The 21015-nt window shown below is 68.6% G+C and carries 18 protein-coding genes; 5 read left to right on the top strand and 13 right to left on the bottom strand.

Annotated features, from left to right (window positions below; translation table 11 throughout):
- Window positions 1-210: 210 nt before the first annotated feature.
- Both AB0J64_RS20145 and AB0J64_RS20140 read right to left on the bottom strand, forming a co-directional pair.
- Window positions 211-1167, bottom strand: a complete 957-nt coding sequence (locus AB0J64_RS20145; RefSeq protein ID WP_364028752.1) for a D-alanine--D-alanine ligase — start codon at window positions 1165-1167, stop codon at window positions 211-213.
- A gap of 144 nt (window positions 1168-1311) precedes the next feature.
- Window positions 1312-2544 carry a PLP-dependent aminotransferase family protein gene (locus AB0J64_RS20140; protein ID WP_345002235.1) on the bottom strand — a complete coding sequence of 411 codons (1233 nt, stop codon included), beginning with the start codon at window positions 2542-2544 and terminating at the stop codon, window positions 1312-1314.
- Window positions 2545-2814: 270 nt separating this feature from the next.
- Here AB0J64_RS20140 and AB0J64_RS20135 point away from each other — a divergent pair, with 270 nt between their 5' ends.
- Complete coding sequence (locus AB0J64_RS20135) at window positions 2815-3432, top strand: GNAT family N-acetyltransferase (RefSeq protein WP_364028750.1); 618 nt, start codon at window positions 2815-2817, stop codon at window positions 3430-3432.
- 85 nt (window positions 3433-3517) lie between these two features.
- On the opposite strand, the gene trxA is transcribed toward AB0J64_RS20135, so the two are convergent.
- The 8 genes from trxA to AB0J64_RS20095 form a co-directional block, all read right to left on the bottom strand.
- Window positions 3518-3832, bottom strand: coding sequence for a thioredoxin (gene trxA / locus AB0J64_RS20130; protein ID WP_344999712.1), 315 nt, complete (start codon window positions 3830-3832; stop codon window positions 3518-3520).
- A 14-nt stretch (window positions 3833-3846) separates the two neighbouring features.
- On the bottom strand, window positions 3847-4779 hold the full coding sequence (gene trxB / locus AB0J64_RS20125; protein ID WP_344999714.1) for a thioredoxin-disulfide reductase: 933 nt from the start codon (window positions 4777-4779) through the stop codon (window positions 3847-3849).
- Window positions 4780-4925: 146 nt separating this feature from the next.
- Complete coding sequence (locus tag AB0J64_RS20120) at window positions 4926-5837, bottom strand: hypothetical protein (protein ID WP_364028748.1); 912 nt, start codon at window positions 5835-5837, stop codon at window positions 4926-4928.
- Window positions 5827-6462, bottom strand: a complete 636-nt coding sequence (sigM, locus tag AB0J64_RS20115; RefSeq protein ID WP_364028746.1) for an RNA polymerase sigma factor SigM — start codon at window positions 6460-6462, stop codon at window positions 5827-5829. The genes AB0J64_RS20120 and sigM overlap by 11 nt, the downstream gene beginning before the upstream one ends.
- A 15-nt stretch (window positions 6463-6477) precedes the next feature.
- On the bottom strand, window positions 6478-7989 hold the full coding sequence (locus AB0J64_RS20110; RefSeq protein ID WP_364028744.1) for a protein kinase family protein: 1512 nt from the start codon (window positions 7987-7989) through the stop codon (window positions 6478-6480).
- Window positions 7990-8155: 166 nt separating this feature from the next.
- Entirely contained in the window at window positions 8156-9760 is a 1605-nt protein-coding gene (gene murJ, locus AB0J64_RS20105; RefSeq protein ID WP_364028742.1) for a murein biosynthesis integral membrane protein MurJ, read from the bottom strand.
- The gene (locus AB0J64_RS20100) at window positions 9757-11871 is read right to left on the bottom strand and encodes a DUF6049 family protein (protein WP_364028740.1); all 2115 of its coding nucleotides are present in this window, start codon (window positions 11869-11871) and stop codon (window positions 9757-9759) included. The genes murJ and AB0J64_RS20100 overlap by 4 nt, the downstream gene beginning before the upstream one ends.
- A gap of 50 nt (window positions 11872-11921) precedes the next feature.
- Window positions 11922-12359 (bottom strand): YbaK/EbsC family protein, encoded by a 438-nt coding sequence (locus tag AB0J64_RS20095; protein WP_364028953.1) that lies wholly within the window; start codon window positions 12357-12359, stop codon window positions 11922-11924.
- Window positions 12360-12588: 229 nt separating this feature from the next.
- Here AB0J64_RS20095 and AB0J64_RS20090 point away from each other — a divergent pair, with 229 nt between their 5' ends.
- Window positions 12589-13989: a CCA tRNA nucleotidyltransferase gene (locus AB0J64_RS20090; protein WP_364028951.1), complete on the top strand. Its 1401-nt coding sequence runs from the start codon at window positions 12589-12591 to the stop codon at window positions 13987-13989.
- Here AB0J64_RS20090 and AB0J64_RS20085 read toward each other — a convergent pair.
- Window positions 13940-15244: an MFS transporter gene (locus AB0J64_RS20085; RefSeq protein WP_364028738.1), complete on the bottom strand. Its 1305-nt coding sequence runs from the start codon at window positions 15242-15244 to the stop codon at window positions 13940-13942. The genes AB0J64_RS20090 and AB0J64_RS20085 overlap by 50 nt on opposite strands.
- 105 nt (window positions 15245-15349) lie before the next feature.
- Here AB0J64_RS20085 and idi point away from each other — a divergent pair, with 105 nt between their 5' ends.
- Complete coding sequence (gene idi, locus AB0J64_RS20080) at window positions 15350-15934, top strand: isopentenyl-diphosphate Delta-isomerase (RefSeq protein ID WP_364028736.1); 585 nt, start codon at window positions 15350-15352, stop codon at window positions 15932-15934.
- A 51-nt stretch (window positions 15935-15985) separates the two neighbouring features.
- On the opposite strand, the gene AB0J64_RS20075 is transcribed toward idi, so the two are convergent.
- Both AB0J64_RS20075 and AB0J64_RS20070 read right to left on the bottom strand, forming a co-directional pair.
- Window positions 15986-17065: an inositol-3-phosphate synthase gene (locus tag AB0J64_RS20075; protein ID WP_364028734.1), complete on the bottom strand. Its 1080-nt coding sequence runs from the start codon at window positions 17063-17065 to the stop codon at window positions 15986-15988.
- Window positions 17066-17078: 13 nt separating this feature from the next.
- Window positions 17079-17669, bottom strand: coding sequence for a PadR family transcriptional regulator (locus tag AB0J64_RS20070; RefSeq protein ID WP_364028949.1), 591 nt, complete (start codon window positions 17667-17669; stop codon window positions 17079-17081).
- Window positions 17670-17754: 85 nt separating this feature from the next.
- Here AB0J64_RS20070 and AB0J64_RS20065 point away from each other — a divergent pair, with 85 nt between their 5' ends.
- Together AB0J64_RS20065 and AB0J64_RS20060 are read left to right on the top strand one after the other, a co-directional pair.
- On the top strand, window positions 17755-18189 hold the full coding sequence (locus AB0J64_RS20065) for a DUF5318 family protein (RefSeq protein WP_364028732.1): 435 nt from the start codon (window positions 17755-17757) through the stop codon (window positions 18187-18189).
- A gap of 232 nt (window positions 18190-18421) precedes the next feature.
- Window positions 18422-20932, top strand: a complete 2511-nt coding sequence (locus tag AB0J64_RS20060; protein ID WP_364028730.1) for a transglycosylase domain-containing protein — start codon at window positions 18422-18424, stop codon at window positions 20930-20932.
- Window positions 20933-21015 lie beyond the last annotated feature (83 nt).

Raw genomic sequence — 21015 nt, 5'->3', positions numbered from 1 at the left:
GGCGGACCAGGCACCGTAGCGGTCGGCCGTTTGTGTAGAGCCGTCCTCTGGGGACCAGGCGTCGTAGCGGTCGGCCGTCTGCGTGGCGCCTCATTGGGTCGCTCTCTGGAAGCAGGCGCCGGAAGCTCCAAGGTGCCCGCCGTGGCGACGGGACGTGCTGGTGGACCGGCACCATCGGCCGGGCTCACCGCGCCATGCTGTGCGAGAGGGTCAGGCGTGGGAGCGGGAGGCCGCGTTCTGGAGGAGGGTGCGGCAGAGGTCGCCCAGGTCCTGGCCCGCGGCTTCGGCGGCCATTGGCAGGAGCGATGTCTCCGTCATCCCCGGTGCCACGTTGACCTCCAGGAAATGTGGGATGTCGGCCGCGTCGACAATCAGATCCGTACGGGAGACGTCACGGAGACCGAGCGCCGTGTGGGCGGTCACCGCCGTCTCCGCACAGGCCGCGGCCGCCTGGGCCGAAAGGCGGGCGGGAGCGAAGAACTCCGTGTGCCCGGCCGTGTAGCGGGCCGCGTAGTCGTAGACGCCCTCGTCCGGGACGATCTCCACGGCCGGCAGGGCCACCGGGCCGTTGCCCAGGTCGACGACGGAGACCGCGACCTCGACGCCATCCACGTAGCGCTCGATCAGCGCCGTGTCGCCGTACGCGAAGCAGCCGACCATCGCGGCGGGCAACTCCTCCGCCGTACGGACGATGGAGGCGCCCAGCGCCGACCCGCCCCGGGCGGGCTTGACGAACAGGGGGAGGCCGAGGCGCTCCACGATGCGGCCCAGCACCACTGTGGCGCCGAGGTCGTGGAACGTCTCCTTCGGCAGCGTGACCGACTCGGGCGTCCGCAGGCCGACGGAGCGCACGACGGCCTTGGCGGTGGGCTTGTCGAACGCGACCCGGCACGCGTCCGGGTCGGCGCCCACGTACGGGACGTTGAGCAGCTCCAGGACGGAACGGATCGCGCCGTCCTCGCCCGCGCCACCATGCAGCGTCACGAACACGGCGTCCGGCGGGTCCGCGAGGATCGACGGCACGAGGGAAGCGTCGGTGTCACGGGTCTCCACATCGACGCCCGCCGCACGCAGCACCTCGCTGACTCGGCGACCGGAGCGAAGCGACACCTCTCGCTCGTAGGAGAGACCTCCGGCCAGCACGAGCACGTGGCCCAGATCGCTCATCACTTCTCCTCCGCTGATCGCACGCGCCGCTGTCCAACCGTACCGCCATGGCGTCGTCGCCAGGCACGGTGCCGAGGCCATGGCGCGTCCGCCCGGCGGCATGCGGAGGGGGCGGGGCCGGCAGGCCCCGCCCGAGAAGCGGCGCTAGGCCAGATCGGGGCCGGGAGTGTCGACGCCCAGGTGGTCGCGGACCGAGCCGGTGCCGAACGTGTCGCGCAGCTGCATCTCCTGCTCGATCACGCCGGCCAGCCGCCGCACCCCTTCCCGGATCCGGTCAGGCTCCGGGTAGCAGTACGAGAGCCGCATGTGCCGGGCGCCGCTCCCGTCCGAGTAGAACCCGGTCCCCGGGACGAACGCCACCCGCTCGGCCACCGCCCGCGGCAGGATGGCCTTCGAGTCGAGCCCTTCCGGCAGGCTCGCCCAGACGAAGAAGCCCCCGGCGGGACGGGTCCACGTCACCTCGGGGGGCATCAGGGAGTCGAGCGCGTCCAGCAGCGCGTCGCGGCGCTCACGGTAGAGCTCCCTGAACGTCTTGATCTGCTCCTGCCACGGCTGCGTGGCCAGATATTGGCCCACGGCGAGCTGGGTGAACGAGGAGTGCGAGAGCACGGCCGACTCCATGGCCAGCACGAGCTTGTCGCGGATGGCGTGCGGGGCCAGCGCCCAGCCGACGCGGAAGCCGGGGGCGAGCGTCTTGGAGAACGACCCCAGGTAGACGACGCCGTCCGGATTGTCGGCCCGCAGGGCCCGCATGGGCTCCCCGTCGAACCCGAGCAGCCCGTACGGGTTGTCCTCGATGATCAGGACCCCGGCCCGCTGGCAGATGTCGAGCACCTGCTGCCGGCGGGCGATGTTCAGGGTGACGCCGCCGGGGTTGTGGAAGGTCGGGATCGTGTAGAGGAACTTGATGGGCGCCCCGGCCGTCTCCAGCGCGTAGATGGTCTGAGCCAGCGACTCGGGCACGATGCCCTGATCGTCCATAGCGATATGAACGACTTTGGCCTGATAGGCGGCGAACGTGCCCAGCGCGCCCACGTACGAGGGGCCCTCGGCGAGCACCACGTCGCCCGGGTCGATGAAGATGCGGGTGATCAGGTCGAGCGCCTGCTGCGACCCGACGGTGACGACCACGTCGTTCGCCCCGGCGTGGATCCCCTCCAGCCGCATGACCTCGCAGATCTGCTCACGCAGGTGCGGGTCTCCCTGGCCGGAACCGTACTGCAGCGCGACGGGGCCGCGCCTGGTGACGAGGTCGGAGACCAGCTCGCCGACCATGTCGAGGGGAAGAGCCGTGACGTACGGCATGCCGCCCGCGAGCGAGACCACCTCGGGCCTCGACGCGACGGCGAAAAGAGCTCGGATCTCGGAGGCGACCATCCCGGTAGCTCGCGCGGCGTACCGATCGACGTATGCGTCGATGCGCGACCCTTGAGTCGCGGGTGTCTGACCGTGATCCAGCTCTCCTGTCACGGCCCACCTCCTAGGTGTCATATCGGACTGAAATACCAGATTACGCTAACCGGACATGTCGCCCGTGACGGGCTCGACCGTCGTGGTGTCCGCTGGCGGCATCTCCACTGGGCTACGATGCCACCTGTGGACGCGGTTTTCGCGCGTTTTTCCGGGTCAACGACAGGGGGGCCGTAGTTGTCGCGCCGGCTGGTCAACATAACCCTGGACAATCTCGAAGATCTGCCTCGGCGCTGCCGACGGTGCGTGTTCTGGGAGCTCGATCCGGTCAGCGGGGAGCGGGCGGTGGAGTCGGGCGATCCGACGCTGGAGAAGGAGGCCTGGATCTCCGGCACACTGCTCGAATGGGGCAGCTGCGGCAAAATCGTGTACGTCGACGGGGTCCCCGCGGGGTTCGTGCTCTACAGCCCGCCGCTCTACAGCCCTCGTTCCGTGGCCTTCCCCACCTCGCCGGTCAGCGCCGACGCGGTGCTGCTCATGACGGCGCACATCATTCCGGAGTTCTCGGGTGGCGGGCTGGGGCGAATGCTCATCCAGGGCGTGGCCAAAGACTTGACCAGGCGCGGGGTGAAAGCCATTGAAGCTTTTGGCGACCTCAAGTGGGAAGAGCCTAGTTGCGTAGTTCCGGCGGAATACTTCCTTTCTGTTGGTTTTAAGACGGTTCGTCCGCATTTGCGATTCCCGCGGCTCCGGCTTGAGCTCAAGACCGCCGTCTCGTGGCGTGAGGACGTCGAGGTGGCCTTGGAGCGGCTCCTGGGCTCCATGAGTCCGGAACGCGCCCTACGTCCCGTCTGACGACCACTCAGCGCCGTACAACAGAGAACGCGAAAGCCCCCCACCACAGAGGGCGGGGGGCCGGGCGCGACCGCGGGAGAGCGGGTCAGATGATGCCGTCGAGCTCGCGCAGCAGCATGGCCTTCGGCTTGGCGCCGATGATCTGCTTCACGACCTCTCCGTTCTTGTAGACGTTCATCGTCGGGATCTGGAGCACACCGTACTGGCGCGGAACCTCCGGGTTCTCGTCGATGTTGAGCTTGACGATCTCCAGCTTGTCGCCGTGCTCGTTGGCGATCTCCTGGAGGATGGGCGCGACCTGACGGCACGGGCCGCACCACTCGGCCCAGAAATCGACCAGCACGGGCTTGTCGCTCTTGAGTACGTCAGCTGCGAAAGAGGCGTCGGTGACAGCCTTCACGGTGCGCTCCTTACTTACTTCTCGGTGTGGGCCAGCCAGCGCTCGGAGTCGAGCGAGGCCGCGCAGCCGGTGCCGGCGGCGGTGATGGCCTGGCGGTAGGTGTGGTCGACGACGTCTCCCGCGGCGAACACGCCGTCGATGTTGGTCGCCGTGGAGGGCGAGGCCACCTTGACGTAGCCGTCCTCATCGAGATCGATCTGCCCCTTGACCAGCTCGGTACGCGGATCGTGCCCGATGGCCAGGAACAACGCGTCAGTGGCCAGCTCGCATTCCTCGCCGGTCTTGACGTTGCGCAGCTTCACGGCCTCGACGTGAGTGTCGCCGAGCACGTCCACGACCTCGGAGTCCCAGACGAAGCGGATCTTGTCGTTCGCGAACGCCCGCTCCTGCATGATCTTGCTGGCCCGCAGCTCGTCGCGGCGGTGCACCACGGTCACCATGCGGCCGAACCTGGTCAGGAACGTGGCCTCCTCCATCGCCGTGTCGCCGCCGCCGACGACCACGATGTCCTTGTTGCGGAAGAAGAAGCCGTCACAGGTCGCACACCAGGACACGCCGTGCCCCGACAGGCGCTTCTCGTTCTCCAGGCCGAGCTCCCGGTAACCCGAACCCATCGCCAGGATGACGGACTTGGCGTAGTAGGTGTCGGTGTGGGTCTTGACGACCTTGGGGTTGGCCTCCAGGTCCACCTCGACCACGTCGTCGGCCACCAGCTCGGCACCGAACCGCTCGGCCTGCTTACGCAGGTTGTCCATGAGATCGGGGCCCATGATGCCGTCGGGGAACCCGGGGAAGTTCTCCACGTCGGTGGTGTTCATGAGAGCGCCGCCGGCTGTGACGGAGCCCTCGAAGACCAGCGGCTTGAGCTCGGCGCGCGCGGAATAGACGGCCGCGGTGTAGCCAGCTGGGCCGGATCCAATGATGATCACGTTACGAACGTCGCTCAACGCTCCACGCCTTCCTCGTCTGCTGTTGCACCCGCCTCAACAGATCCTAGGCCGCCGTGATTCCCGGCCCTGCACACGACGCCCACCCACTGAACCCCCACAAAGCGAAAGAGCCCGCCAGGGCGGGCTCTTTACACGTGCTCTGCCTACCAGTGGCCCAGAGCGGGCTTTCGGAGGTTCTTACAGTTGAACGGGTCCACGATGTCGATGCGCAGCTTCTGCGTGGCCTTGTCCTTCCAGGAAGCCACGATGAGGGCCTCCTGTCCGTTGTACTGGCCCTGGTCCACCGCGTACGTCGGCAGCTTCGACCGGCTCGCCACCCGGCTCACGCACTTGTCGACCTTGCCGGCGTCGTCGGAGCCGTCGAGCACCATGCGCTGGAAGCCGAACATGCCTTCGAGCGGCTGACGCAGGTCCTGGTCGCTGTAGTTGTGGCCGCTGTCGGTCAGCCCGTACGACTTGGCCCGCGAGTGGTCCTTGGAGGGGGCCGTGGTCTGGGGCGCGGGCTGCGCCTGGACACCACCCTTCGGAGCCCCGCTGCCACCGCCGGCGCTCACCAGCAGGCTGGTCGAGGTCACGACCGCGCCCACCACCGCGGCGGCCGCCGCGGCAGCGATCGCGGGCATCGCCCATCGGCGCCGCCGCGAGGCCCGGCGCCTGGCCGGGACGATCGTGCCGTCGTCGGAGACGACTCCGAGGCGTACCGGTTCTGGGGCCGGTTGGGGGGCCTCTTCAGTGGCAACCTCGACTGGTCGCTCCCACGGGGAGTCCCGCATGAGCTCATCCCAGTCGGGTGGTTCCACGAGGCCGACACCTCCCCGCCGGGAGTCCGCCTCGGCGGCCAAAGCCTTGTCGATGCGCAGTGCGACACCCATCGGCATGGCCGGTGTGGGGGTCGCCGCGAGCACCTCGCGAACCGCCGCCAGGTCTGCCAGAAGCTCCCCACAGGGGTCGCAGACCGCGAGATGCCCGCGGACCTGGCGCGCCGTGTCGACGTCTAGGAGACCCTCGGCCAACTCGGCCAGGATTTCCAGATCGTAGTGCGTATCACCCGTCACGAAGTTCTGCTCCCTTCGCGGATGAGACGCGATTGAGGTCCGATCGGTTCCGCAGATGCGAAAGAATTGGGGCAAGTTTCGCGCGCCCTCGCGCGCACCTGCTCTTCACCGTGCCGCTCGGCACTTGGAGCACCTGAGCTGCGTCTTCGACCGAGTAGCCCATCATGTCGACGAGCACCAGCGCCGCCCGCTGGTCGCTGGGCAGCAGTTTGAGCGCGGCCGAAACCTCCATCGAGACCTCGCGCTCGAGGGTCTGGTCAGGCAGCGGGGACTCCCGCTCGGCGGCCTCGATCAACTCGTCGTCCGCGACGGGTCGGACCGATTTACGGCGCATCCGGTCGAGGCAGGCGTTGACCACGATCCGGTGGAGCCACGTTGTGACGGCCGCCTCGCCGCGGAACGTGGCGGCCTTGCGGTAGGCGGAGACGAAGGCGTCCTGCACGGCGTCGGCGGCCTCGTCAGGGTCACCGAGCGTACGCAGGGCGACCGCCCACATACGGTCGCGGTGTCTCTTGACGATTTCGCTGAAGGCGTGTGGATCCCCGTTGATATGCGCGGTCAGCAGCTCGGCGTCTGTGACCGCCGGCCGCTCCGCTGCTGAGGGTGTCTCGGGTGGGGAGTTCACAAGAGGGATTCCTGATTATGCCGATCCGGGAGAATGCACCACTACTTCATAGATGGTGCCATGAAAGTTGCCCGCATCTGCCGGAACACGAGTAAACCAGATCAAAACGTACTGACCGGTTGCCGGCTGATCAGGAGCCAACGTGGTCTTGCCTGCCGCGTTCTTCTCGGTGGCCACCGTCTTCAGTGAGCCGAGCTCCGGCGAGTCGCCCACCTTGAGCTCGACCGTCGCACCCGGAGCATTGGACAGCGTAGCGACCACATCGCTGATCTGCATGGACTTGCCCATGTCGAGCAGCAGGCCGACGCCCTCCTTGAGGTTGCCCAGGTCCGCGCTGGTGTAGCCCTCCGTCTTCCACAGGGTGCTGGGCTTGCCGTCGATGGCCAGATCGGCCATGTCGGACTTCTCGTCCTTGTCGCCGAGCGGGTCGAATCCCTGCGCCTTCTTCGGCTTGACCACCTGGGCCTCGGCCGAGGCCGACGTGGAGGAGCTGGGGGTGCCGCCCTTCGCCTCGGGCGTGGTCGGGCTGCCCAGGCTGCGGCCGATCGTCCAGGCGCCGACTCCGACGGCTGCGATGACGAGCAGCACGACCAGCGTCATCAGCACCCGGTTGAGCGTGCTGCCGCCGCCGTTACGCGGGGGACGCGGCGTGGGCGGCAGCGGCGGGACCGTGAGCTGCTGGCGGTGCGCGATGTCGAGGCCCTCGGTGAGGGAGGCGGAGGCCACCGCGGGGGCCGAGGGGTAGGAGATCGGGATCGGCATGGGTCTGGCCACGTCGGCCAGCGCCTCGGCGACCTGGGACGGGCTGGCCAGCGCGCCCTGGCCCTTGCGGGCCTCGGGCAGGCACGCGCGTACGGTGACCGTGTCGAGGTAGCTCGGCACCCCGGCGGTGACCTGGCGGGGTGTGCAGAAGTGACCGTCGGTCATGGGGGCGGCGGGCAGTCCGCCCTCTTCCTCGTCGCCCGGCCAGTGGCCGGTCAGCCCCGCGTACAGCAGCCGGCCGAGGCCCTCGGCGTCGTCGAGCGCCGGCTGGTCGGTGGTGAGCCCGGACAGCGCCGCGTCGACGGCCACGCCGAGCACCTTGACCGTGTTGCCGGTCGTCCACACCAGGTGGGACGGGCGCAGGCACAGGTGGTAGAGCTGCGCCTCGTGGGCGTGCGCGAGCGCCTCCGCCGCCTCGGCCACCAGCCCGGCCGCCCGCTCGGGCTCCAGCGGGCCGGAGGCGAGCAGATCGGTCAGGGACTCGCCGGTGACCCACTCGCTGACGACGTACGCGGCCTTCTCTTCCTCCGCGGCGTCGAACACCTGCGTCAGGCGCGGGTCGGTCAGCCGGCTCGCGGCGCGGGCGGCCGTGACGACCTCGTGGACGCGGGGGAAGTCGGGCGCGAACGTGTGGACGGCCACGGGACGCGCGAGTATCTCGTCGATGGCCTTCCACAGCGTGGCGCCGTCGGACTCGCTGACGCGGTCCTCGAGCCGGAAACGCTCGGCCAGACGGGTGCCGGGTTCGACGGCCGACGTGCTCACAGGCTCACTCCGCTAGGCCGATCGGGCGTGCTCATGACTTGAATCACCTGCGTGGTGGTGTCCCACGAAGGCACGCTATGCCGGGTGGATCCGCCCACGCCCCTCCTGCTTCCATTCGCGCGTGTCGGGCTCCATGGTAGTGCCGAGTGGAATCGGCCCGCGTTCTTTACCGACCTACCCGCCCCGCGACCATCCCAACGATGGAATTGACCTCCGGGATGCGCATTCTGTGGGCGACGCCGAGATAGAGCAGCAATCCCAGACCCCCGCCCACGGCCAGCACGATCAGGGAGTTGACGAACCCTAGCCCGGTGAACACCCCCGTGACCACCCAGACCGCCGCCAGGGCCACCGCGGCGGTGGGCATGGCCGCGAGATACATCCTGGTCAGCGCCATGCCGATGGTCCAGCCGCCCAGCCCTCGGACCCGGCGGCTGGCCAGCCACCAGGCGGCGAGCCCACCCAGCGCGTACGCGATGGCGTACGCGAGCGCCAGCCCCATCACGGTGTAGCGGGCCGGCAGCAGCGCGTTGAAGAGCAGCATGAGGGCCGCGTTGACCGCCGTCGTGCCCGCGCCGATGAACACCGGCGTGCGGGTGTCGCCGAAGCTGTAGAAGACCCGCAGCAGCAGCTGGAACAGCGAGAACGGCACCAGCGCGAGGCCGTACACCTGCAGCACGTTGCCGATGTAGACGGCGTCGGCCACGCTGTTGGCGCCGTGGCCGTAGATGGGCACGGTGATCGCCGGCCCGAGCACCATGAGCAGCAGCGACACCGGCACCATGAGCGAGCAGATCAGCCGCACGCTCGACCCGAACTCGCTGCGCACGTCGTCGAGCCGCCCTTCGCCGACGGCCCTGCTCATCCGGGGCAGCATGGACGTGATCACCGAGACGCCGATGACGCCGTACGGGAGCTGGAAGAGCTGGAACGCCAGCGTGTACGGGCTGATGCCGTGGCCCTCCACCACGTCTCCCGCCGTGCTGGCGAGATTGGTGGTCAGCATGAAGCCGAGCTGGGTGACGATCACGTAGCCGATCGTCCAGACGCCCGCCCTGCCCATCTCGCCCAGCCGGGCGTTGCGCAGGTCGAAGCGCGGCACGAAGGCGAACCCCACCCGCTTGAGCGCGATGATGAGGATGACCGCCTGGGCCACGATGCCCACCGTGGTGCCCAGGCCGAGCAGCGCGAGGCCACCGGTGCCGACCATGTTGACGTCGCTGCCGAAGCCCAGCAGGACGTAGATCAGGAACACGCCGATGACGACCAGGTTGTTGGCCACGGGAGCCCACATGGGAGCGCCGTAGCGGTCGCGGGTGTTGAGGATGGCGCCGGCCACCGCGCCGACGCCGAAGAAGGCGAGCTGCGGCAGGATGAAGCGGGCCAGCGTGACCGCGGCCACGTATTGGGGACTGGTCGGCGCCCAGCCGGTGTAGAGGTCGATCAGCAGCGGCGCGGCGAACACCGCCACCACCGCCACCGCGATCAGCGCCACCGCGGAGAGCGTCAGCAGCCGCTGCTCGTACGCCTGGCCTCCGTCGGGGTCGTGCTGCTGTGCGCGGACGATCATCGGTACCACGACGCTGCTCAGCACGCCGAGCAGCAGCAGGTCGAGAATGCTGTACGGGATCGCGTACGCCGCGTTGTAGGCGTCACCCAGCGCGAACGTGCCGATGGCGTAGGCCAGCACCATGGTCCGCACGAACCCCGTGACCCTGGACACCATCGTGCCCGCCGCCATGACGGCGCTGGCCCGAAGCATGCGGCTCATACGGTCTCACTCTCCCGGGTCTTGGCTGCGCGCGCGAGCTTCCGTTCTGACCTGCGTCGCAGCACCCGCGTCACCACGGCGGCGAGCATCACGGTCAGCGCGGCGCCCACGATCACCGAGGCGATCCCGGTGTAGCCGGTCGTGCGGATGGTCAGCCGCTGCGGCTCGCCGTACGGCTGGCCGTCGGCGGTCCTGAGCTGGACGGTCACCGTCGCGTCGCCGCTTGTGCCGGGAACGGCGTTCATCCGCACCTGGACCGTGCCGCTCTGCCGAGAGCCGATCGTCGTCGGCTCGTCCTTCGGCAGGGGGGTGACCTGCAACAGCTCGAGGTTGTTGGACGTGACGTCGATGAAGAGGGCGATCGGCACGCCCAGCTCGTTCTTGACGCTGATCGGGATCACGCCGCTGCTGCCCGCCAGCGTGCGCGTCCGGTTGGGGCCCGACCCGGTGATCTGGATCTGCTTGATCTGGTCGGTCACCGCCGTGCTGACCAGCTTGTACGCCGAGCGGCCCACGCGGGTGTTGTTGCGCCAGGCCGACGAGGTCAGTCTGAGCACCGCCGCGTCGAAGGCCGACGGCACCTTGTCCTGCGTGATCAGGGAGGTGAGCTGCGCCTTCGCGGTGACGTCCTTGACCGGGGCGAGGTATTTCGCAGTCAGCTCGTCCTTGCGGTTCTGATCGGTGTAGGTCAGACCGGCGCGCGGGACGGCCAGCTTCGTCGGCTTCAGCGACTCCAGCGGGGTCAGCCGCAGCCAGGGCAGCTTGCCGGCGGCCTTCAGCAGCGCGGTGACGAGCTTCGGATTGGGGTCCCAGCGGCGCGACGGGGCGATGACGATCGACCTGGGCGACGTCTGGCCGGGCTCCGCGGCGATCATCGCGGTCTCGGCGATGAAGCGTTGCGTGCTGAGCAGCGTGGATGTGCCGGCCGCCGGCTCGAACAGCTTGCTCAGCCCGGCGTCGGCCACCAACGCGGTGATGGGCCCGTTCACCGAGTCGAGCGTGGCGGCGGCGTCCGGCGTGAACGGCACGGGCGGCTGCGGCGGCAGGTTGGTGGGGTTGAGCAGGACCTTGTCGACCTTGTCCGTGCTGACAGAGAGCAGGTCGAGCGCGTCGGCGTCGAGCATGCCCGCGGGCGGCCAGTTGACGTCCGTCTTGACCTCGTGGCCGAGCAGTGCCCCGAGCCGCTGCTTGCCCAGCGTGATGGCCTTGCCGGTCTGCGCGTCCAGCCCCTGGTGCGCGAGCGCGGCCACGTCGGGATCGGCGTACGGGACCGCGAACACCGAAGAGGCGGCCAGCGCGGTGCGCATGGTCGTCAGCCAGCTCGCGGCCTCGGCGCTTGCCGGTCTGTCCTGGACGCCGTCCTTGGTCTTGACCTGGTACTTCGCCTTCGACATCGTGGTGAGGTCGTCGAGCAGGCCGGGCTCCATGAACCAGCTGACCTTCTCGGAAGCCGCCTGCGCGATGCGCGCCAGGTCGGCGAGCCGCCCTTTGCCGGTGACCGACTGGCTCAGCTTGTCGTCCAGGAACAGGGGGCTGTCGGTCGCCCGGTGCGGCTGGTCGATGACGGGCAGGGCGATGGCGAGCTTGTTGCGCGGCAGCTTCGGCACCGTGGGCGGCGCGTAGGTGACGTACGTGCGCTGCGCGGTGATCCCCGCGTTGAACTGGGCCACTTCCACGGCCACCGGGTAGACCCCGAACGAGGGGATCGCGGGGGAGGTGAGCTGCGCGGGCGTCGCGATGAACGTCCAGGTCACCTGGGCGCCCGCGGCCAGTGCCTGGACGTCGAAGCGGGAGGTGGGGGAGACGTAGCCCGGGAGTGTCGCGGGGTTCTGGTCGCTCTCGTAGGCGGCCAGGGTGGCGCGGTCGGCGAACTTCTGCGGCTGGTAACGCAGGCGTACGCTCAGGCCGTTCATCGGCGCGCCGGAGTTGTTGCGCAGCGTGCCGGTGAACTTGATCACATCGGCCCGCGCGGTCGACGGCTGCGGCGAGATCGACGAAATCGAGATGGAGATGTCGCTCGCCTTCGTGATCTTCGTGGCAGCCGCGCCCGGCGCGGTCGCCACCACGGTGAAGGCGAGCAACGCGAAGAGCAGCGTGGCCTTACGGATCACGCGAATGCCCGAGCTGGAGTACGACGACGCACGCCCGCAATGGTACGGGCTCAGTGCCGCCGCGCGACCGCCTCACGTGATCCTTTTGCGCGGAGGTCGACCATCTTGCCTGGCAGGAGTGCCAACAGGTCGAGCGCGCGCAAGGCGAGTGCGGTGTGCCGTTCGCCGGTGGCCGTGTAGACCGGATCGTCCTCCTCCAGCAGCCGGTCGTCGATGAACATGGGCAGCGACTCCGGCAGTAGCAGCGGGCACACCAGCCCGCTCGCGTAGTCGGTGGCCGCGTTGACCACGTGGGCCGGGGCCGGACGCACCCGGCGTACACCCAGCACTCCGCCGATGGCTCCCAGCGGTGGCGGCGCCGACACGGGGGAGGTGAACGCGATGACGACCTCGCGGCCGACCCTCGTGGCGACCTCCAGCACAGTGACCATCAGGCACCTGTCGGGTGCCGCTGAGACCGCCTCCGGCAGATCTTCCGCGCAAGTCATGGGGCGCGGAAGGCGTACGATCTCATGATGGACCTGGTGTGCGAGGAGCCAGCGGTGGATCGCGAGGGCGTCCTTCATATAGTCCTCCTTGCCTTGTTCCATGGCCCCCGACGGTCCCAAGACCGACGGTAACCCCGACCCGGTGTGGCTCGGGGGATATGTTTCGGCAGCACAAGAAGGACCAATCCGCTTGTCCGACTCAACTCTGACTGACAGCCAGCGACGGGCCATGACGGACCTGTTCCGCAAGATCGCACCGGTGGCCGACGAGCTCGGCCGCCTCTTCGCCGCGCAGGGGCACGAGCTCGCCCTGGTCGGCGGGCCCGTACGCGACTTGCTGCTCGGCCGCATCGGCAACGACCTCGACCTGACCACAGACGCCCGCCCCGAGCGGGTGCTGGAGATCGTCAGGGACTGGGCCGACTCCGTGTGGACGATCGGCATCGACTTCGGCACCGTCGGGCTGCGCAAGGGCAGCTGGCTGATCGAGGTCACGACGTACCGGAGCGAGTCGTACGACCCGAAGTCGCGCAAGCCCGAGGTCATGTACGGCGAGACGCTCGAGGAGGACCTGGAGCGGCGCGACTTCGCGGTCAACGCGATGGCCGTGCGGCTGCCCGGGCACGAGTTCGTCGATCCCTACGGCGGGCTCGACGACCTGCGGGCCAAGGTGCTGCGCACCCCGGGCACCCCCGAGCAGTCCTTCGGCGACGACCCGCTGCGCATGCTGCGGGCCGCCAGGTTCGCCTCGCAGCTCGGGTTCCGCGTGGACGAGCAGGCCGTGGCGGCGATGACCGAGATGGCCGAGCGCATCGAGATCGTCTCGGCCGAGCGCATCCGCGACGAGCTCGACAAGCTCATCTGCGGCGCCAACCCGCGCGAGGGCCTGCGGCTGCTCGTCGAGACCGGGCTGGCCGCGCACGTGCTGCCCGAGCTGCCCAAGCTCCGCCTGGAGATCGACGAGCACCACCGCCACAAGGACGTCTACGAGCACACGCTGACCGTGCTCGACCAGGCCATCGCGCAGGAGGAGGACGGCAAGCCCGACCGGCCCCTCCGCTGGGCGGCGCTCCTGCACGACATCGGCAAGCCGAAGACGCGCCGCCACGAGGCGGGCGGGCGGGTGTCGTTCCACCACCACGAGGTGGTCGGCGCGCAGATGACCAAGAAGCGCATGACGGAGCTGAAGTTCCCCAAGGACGTGGTGTCGGACGTGGCGCGGCTGGTGGAGCTGCACCTGCGCTTCCACGGCTACGGCACGGGGGAATGGACCGACAGCGCCGTACGCCGTTACGTGCGCGACGCCGGTCACCTGCTGGACCGGCTGCACAAGCTGACCAGGGCCGACTGCACCACGCGCAACAAGCGCAAGGCGGCGGCGCTGTCACGTACCTACGACAACCTCGAAGAGCGCATCTCCAGGCTCGCCGAGGAGGAGGAGCTGGCCAAGATCCGCCCTGAGCTGGACGGCAACGAGATCCAGCGCGTCCTGGGCATCGGTCCCGGGCCGGTGGTGGGGCGGGCCTACAAGTTCCTGCTCGACCTCAGGCTCGACAAGGGCATGATCGGCAAGGAGGCGGCTACCGAGGCGTTGTCGGAGTGGGCTCGGTCGAACGGCCTTGGCGGATGATCATCCGGTAGGCGACGGCCGCCACGGGGTAGCCGACCGAGATGATCGCGACGGCGAGGTAGGACTTGCCGTTGGCGGGCAGGATCACCGCCGCCAGGGCCGCGGCCAGCACGTACATGCCGTTGAAGAGCATGTCGTAGATGGAGAACGCGCGGCCCAGGTAGATGTCCTCGACGTCGCGCTGGACCGTGGTGTCGGCGCAGATCTTGACGCTCTGCCCGGCCACCCCGAGCACGAACCCGGCGGCCGGCAGCCCCCACTCCTGGAACGGCAGCACCAGCGCGGCCGTCAGCACCCCGGCCGCCGACAGCGCGATCGACACCCACCGCGTGATCGTGAACCGCGCGGTCGCGTACGGGGTGATGATCACGGCGAGGAAGTAGCCGACGCCGGAGGTGGCCACGACCAGGCTGACCCCGCGCAGGGCGGCCTCGGGGTCGCCGTCGGTGAAGTAGTAGCGGTAGAGGATGATGCCGAGCGCGGTCGCCATGCCGTAGAGGAAGCGGTGCGCGGCCATCGCCCCCACGGTGGCGGCGGCCACGCGGTGGCGTAGGAGGTGTCCCGCGCCGTCCGCGAGCCCGATCAGCACGTTGCGCATGGCCTCGCGTGCCTGCGGCTTCCTGGGGTCGTACTGCGGGCCGAGCAGGTCGCGTCGCATCGTCCGGGCCACCAGCGCGCTCAGCCCGAACACCACGCCGGAGGTCACCAGCAGCAGCGCGACGCCCCGGTCCGCGCCGCCGAACACCTCGCGCAGCAGGAACCCGACGCCCGCGCCCACGAATGTCAGCACGGTGCCGGAGGTGGGGACGACCGCGTTGGCCGCCATCAGCCGGTCGGCCGGCACCACGTGCGGCAGCGAGGCGCCGAGCGCGGACAGGAAGAACCTGTTGACCCCCAGCACGCCGAGCGCCGCCGCGTAGAACACCGGATCCGGCACGTCGGCGGCCACCAGCCCCGCCGTCACCAGCAGGAGCGCGCCGCGCACGATGGGCGCGACCACCAGGATCTGCCGTCGCGACCAGCGGTCGATGAACACGCCGACGAAGGGCCCGAGCACGCTGTACGGCAGCAGCAGCACGGCCAGCCCCGCGGCCACCTCGAGCGCGGTCGTCTGGCTCTCGGGGCTGAAGAAGGCGAACCCCGTCACGCCGAACTGGAAGATCCCGTCGGAGAACTGGGAGATCAGCCGGGTGGCGAACAACCGGCGGAAATCTCTGCCCCGCAGGACGACACGTAGGTCGGCGACGAACGACACGCCGCAAGCCTAGTCCTCCGCGTCGCCTACGATGCCGGGAGATGTTCGGGTTGCGGGTGGCCCATGGGTTCCGGGCGGTCGGCGTGATCTCGTACGCTTCATAGCGTGACGATTGAGGAACACGTTGTGCTGGTCGACAGCGCCGGCCATGCACTCGGCACCGCGCCCAAGTCCGAGGTGCACGGTCGCGAGACGCCACTTCATCTGGCGTTCTCCAGCTATGTCTTCGACCATGAAGGCCGCGTGCTGCTCACCAGGCGGGCGGACCGCAAGGTCACCTGGCCGGGGATCTGGACCAACAGCTGCTGCGGCCACCCACTGCCGGGCGAGCCGGTGGACCGGGCGGTCGAGCGCCGGCTCTCCTACGAGCTGGGGCTCGCGGTGGAGAGCATCGACCTGATGCTGCCGACCTTCGCCTACCGCGCCGTCATGGCCAACGGGATCGTCGAGCACGAGCTCTGCCCGGTCTACCGGGTCACGGTCTCCTCGCCCGTCGTGCCCAACCCCGAGGAGGTGGGGGAGACGCGGTGGATGCCGTGGAAGGAGTTCGCCGAGGGGGTGCTGAACGGGCTGCTGGCGATCTCGCCCTGGTGCAGGGAGCAGGTGCCGCTGCTCGACGAGCTCGGCGCCGACCCGACGTCCTGGCAGCCCGCGTCCCCGTCCGAGCTGCCCGCTGCGGCACGCCCGTAGCGTGACGCCGCACCCCTCGGGCGAGGGGCGCGGCGCCGTATCAGGAAGGGGTCAGCGCTCGACCTCGCCCCTGATGAACTTCTCGACGTACTCCCGAGCCTCGTCGTCCGAGAACTGCTTCGGCGGCGACTTCATGAAGTACGAGGAAGCCGAGAGGATGGGCCCCCCGATCCCGCGGTCGAGGGCGATCTTGGCGGCCCGCACCGCGTCGATGATGATCCCCGCCGAGTTGGGCGAGTCCCAGACCTCAAGCTTGTACTCGAGGTTGAGCGGCGTGTCGCCGAACGAGCGCCCTTCCAGCCGCACGTACGCCCACTTCCGGTCGTCCAGCCACGGCACGTGGTCCGACGGCCCGATGTGCACGTCGGCCTTGCCCATCTCGTGCGGGATCTGCGAGGTGACCGACTGCGTCTTGGAGATCTTCTTCGACTGGAGCCGCTTGCGCTCCAGCATGTTCATGAAGTCCATGTTGCCGCCGAAGTTGAGCTGGTACGTGCGCAGCAGCTCCACCCCGCGGTCCTCGAACAGCTTGGCCAGCACGCGGTGCGTGATCGTGGCGCCGACCTGCGACTTGATGTCGTCACCGACGATCGGCACCCCGGCCTCGGTGAACTTCTCCGCCCACACCGGGTCGGAGGCGATGAAGACCGGCAGCGCGTTGACGAAGGCGACACCGGCGTCGATCGCGCACTGCGCGTAGAAGCGGTCCGCCTCCTCCGAGCCCACCGGCAGGTAGGAGACCAGGACGTCGACCTGGTTGTCACGGAGCACCTGGACCACGTCGACGGGCGCCTCGTCGGACTCCTCGACGATCTCCCGGTAGTACTCACCCAGGCCGTCGAAGGTATGGCCGCGCTGGACCGTCACCCCCGTGGGGGGCACGTCACAGATCTTGATCGTGTTGTTCTCGCTGGCGACGATCGCCTCAGAGAGGTCCCGGCCGACCTTCTTGGCATCCACGTCGAACGCCGCGACGAACTCGACGTCGCCGACGTGGTAGTCGCCGAACTTCACGTGCATCAGGCCCGGGACCCGTACGTCCGGGTCGGCGTCCTTGTAATAGTGAACGCCCTGGACCAGCGACGACGCGCAGTTGCCGACACCGACAATGGCCACGCGAACCGAACCCATCGCACTCGCTCCCTTACTCATCAGTTGACGTGGTATCTGCTTCGGGCCTCTCCTCGGATGAGGCCCGACGCTCCGTTGCGATCAGCTCGTTCAGCCAGCGCACCTCGCGCTCGACCGACTCGAGCCCGTGACGCTGCAGCTCGAGGGTGTAACTGTCGAGACGCTCCCTGGTGCGCGCCAGCGCCGTGCGCACCGAGTCGAGCCGCTCCTCCAACCGGCTGCGGCGCCCTTCGAGGATGCGCAGGCGCACCTCTGCCTCGGTGTGGCGGAAGAACGCGAAGTGCACCCCGAAGCTCTCGTCCTCCCAGGCGGAAGGACCGGCCTGCGTCAGCAGCTCTTGCAGCCGTTCCTTGCCTTCGGCGGTCAGCTTGTAAACGATCTTTGACCGGCCGCCGACGATCGTGGCAGGAGCGGGCTGCTCCTCCGCGATGAGGCCCTGAGTCAGAAGCGACCGCAGACAGGGGTACAGCGAACCGTAGGAGAACGCGCGGAACATCCCCAGCAGGGCGTTGAGCCGTTTGCGCAGCTCATAGCCGTGTAGCGGCGTCTCGTGCAGTGACCCGAGCACGGCCAGTTCCAAGACCCTGCCCTGTCCGCCGCCCACCGGAACCGCCCCCTCTCGCGTCGATGTATCGAGCCGATACATCCTGAGGATACGTCGCCCCGCTATATGGCTGCAATCTCCGAATATGCCAAGCCGTTGGGATGGAGTCGCAAAACGCCGTAGTCTGGCGCTCATGTGGTCACAGCGAAGGGTGGTGGATTACGGCCTGGCGAAACGGGCGGTGGTCCGCTCTCTACGCGCGGGGCGATCCTCGCGCGGCGATGTCTGTGACGCACAGCCGTACCTCCTTCGCGCGGCGCGCTATTTCGGCGAGCCGACCGAACGCCTCTGCCCGGTCTGCGAGAGGGAGAACGTCACCAACGTGACCTATGTCTACGGCGATTCGCTTGGACGGCATGCCGGTGAGGCAAAGGTCGCTTCAGAACTCATCGCAATGGCTCATGATTACGATGAGTTCCGGGTGTACGTGGTCGAGGTCTGCCAAGGTTGTTCCTGGAACCACCTGACGGTTTCGTACGTCCTTGGCAACGGACCGCCTGACCCAGCCGGCCAAGCGTGATGACCGAGGGCGGCGAGAACCTCACGCCCAACCGCCGTTTATGTTCCGACGACGATGCGAGGACGTGTTGAGTAACAGCATGAATGAGGGGACGGGCCGCCCGGGAAGGCGCCGTCGTTCCAGCTCATCCCGTTCTGTGCCCGCTGGCCCTCCCCCGCAAACCGGCGAACCGGCATGGGGAGCGGCGGAGCCGCCGCGTCGTCCGGAAGCCGCTTACGAGCAGACCGGGGCCATGGCGGCGCAGCCGTACGACGAGTCCCCCGGCCGTGGCGACCAGCCGCCGCCGCGCTCGCGCGCCCGCCAGGACCCGCGCACGCTGAGTAACCAGGAGACGATCGTCAGCGACGCGCCGCGGCGCTCGCGCAGGCGGGGCGAGGGCGGGCGGGGCGAGGGCGGCCCCCCCGAACCTCCGGGGCCGCCGACCGAGAAGGGCGGCAAGGGCGGCTGGCGCAGGTTCATACCGAGCTGGAAGATCGTCGTGGCCGGGTTCGTGGTGCTCGCGGCCGGCCTCTTCGGCATGATCATGATCGCGTACGCCAACACGCCGGTGCCGGACGCCAACCAGGCCAAGGCCGAGGCGCTCGCAGAGCAGAGCACCATCTATTACCGGGACGGCAAGACCGAGATCGCCAAGCTCGGCACGAAGCGCGAGATCGTCCCGATCTCGAGAATGGCCCAGACGGTCAGGGACGCGGCGGTGGCCATCGAGAACAACACGTTCTACGAGGACTCCGGCATCTCGATCTCCGGCATGGCCCGCGCGCTCTACATGACCGCGACCGGGCAGCAACTGCAGGGCGCCTCGACGATCACCCAGCAGATGGCCAGTAACTACTACGACGGCCTCAACCGGGAAGTCTCCATCAAGCGCAAGGTCCTGGAGATCTTCGTCGCGGTCAAGCTCAACGACAAGCTGAGCAAGGACCAGATCCTGCAGAACTACCTGAACACCGTCAACTTCGGCAAGGCCTACGGCGTCGAGGCCGCAGCCAAGGCGTACTTCGGTGAGAAGGCCACGGCCGCGAAGCTGACTCCCGAGCAGGGCGCCTACCTCGCCGCGCGCATCCAGCAGCCCAACTGGGAGCCCGAAGCACCCGCGCTCAAGACCCGCTGGGACACCACTATCCGGTACATGGCCAAGCAGTGGCCCGACAGGTACGGCAACCTCGTGGGCGCCGACGGCACCCCGACCGTCAAGTTCCCCAAGCTCAGCAAGGAAGACAACAAGAACGAGTACGGCGGCCTCAAGGGATACATGGTGGTCCAGGTCCTGCAGGAGCTGAAGGACCGCCGTGGCCTCACCCCCGACGCGGTCCGGAGCGGCGGATACCGCATCACCTCGACCTTCGACAGGAAGCTCATGCTGGCCGCCAAGGAGGCGGTGCAGAGCACGACCAGCAGCTTGAGCAATGCGAAGGAGTACCACGCGGGGCTGGCCGCGGTTAATCCGAAGAACGGCCGCGTTCTGGCTTTCTACGGCGGCAGCAACTACGTCAAGGATTCGTTCAACGAACCCTTCGACGCCAAGAAGCAGGCCGCTTCCGCGTTCAAGCCGTACGTGCTGGCGGCCTGGCTGCAGGCCGGCTACTCGCTCAAGAGCTACGTGCCGGGCAACGAGACGGTGCCGAAGGAGATCCCCGGGATCCAGAAGGAAGGCATCAGGAACAGCCACAACTTCGGCAGCTCCATCGATGTGATCGAGGCCACCGCCGACTCGGTCAACACCGCCTACGTCTCGATGGCCTACAAGCTGCCGGGGCAACTCGATGAAGTGAAGAACCTCGTCGAGTCGGCCGGGTTCGACCAGGAGCGTATGGAAGCGGACGTCAAGGAGCACAGCTACCAGTTCGCCATCGGCAGTGCCCTGGTGACTCCTGTCGAGCAGGCCGCCGGCTACTCCATCTTCGCCAACGGCGGCAAGTACACCAAGTACCACGTGGTGCAGGAAGTCAAGCAGGGCAAGCAGGTCGTCTACGGCGAGCAGCGGGCCTCCAAGCAGGTGGTCGATCCCGGTGTCGCCGCCGACGCCACGGTCGCCATGCAGGAGGTGCTGCGGAGCGGCACCGCGAGGGGCCAGGGTCTGGGCAACCGTCCGGCCGCCGGCAAGACCGGCACGAACAACGACGAGAAGGAAGCGTGGTTCGTCGGCTACACGCCGCAGATCTCCACCGCTGTCGGGTTCTACCGCGAGCAGTGCAAGACGAAGAAGGGCACGGTCGTCGAGCCCATCAACTCCAGCTGCCCGGTGACGCCCCGCGGCCGGCCGAGCACGAAGTACAACGGGAACAACCCCTACTCGAGGGCGTACGAGGTGTCCCTGGGCTTCGAGGGTGCCGGTCCGCCCACCGCCACCTGGCACAAGTTCATGACGCTCGCCCACGAGGGCGTGCCCATCGAGCAGTTCCCGAAGAGGGCCGAGATCGGGGTGCCCGAGAACATCGTGCCGAGCCCGACGCCCACGCCGAAGCCGACCGAGGACGACCCGTTCGACACCGGCGACGACCCCCTGGGCGACCAGGACAACCAGGACTGCTTCGTCAACCCGTGCGACGACAACGTCACCCCCACGGAGGAGCCCACCATCGACGACGGCGGCGATGACGCCGGGTTCCCGCAGACCGCCAACGGCGACGTGGCCGGCGGCAACAACGGCAACGGTCACGGCAACGGCAACGGCGGTGGCCGCCTGCCCGCGCCGAAGCCCACGGGGTGGGCGTCGATGTCCAGGTCCGAGGAACGGTGACGAGCACGGAGGCTGCCTCCGTACCAGCCGACCGCCACGCGATCTCCGACGGACCAGCCGCTGACCTCGCCGCCGATGGCGTC

Origin of the sequence: Nonomuraea sp. NPDC049695, assembly GCF_040674955.1 — a bacterium.
Classification (GTDB): domain Bacteria; phylum Actinomycetota; class Actinomycetes; order Streptosporangiales; family Streptosporangiaceae; genus Nonomuraea; species Nonomuraea helvata.
Note: the sequence above shows the minus strand (reverse complement) of the source record. Positions and strands in the feature narration are given on the sequence as shown.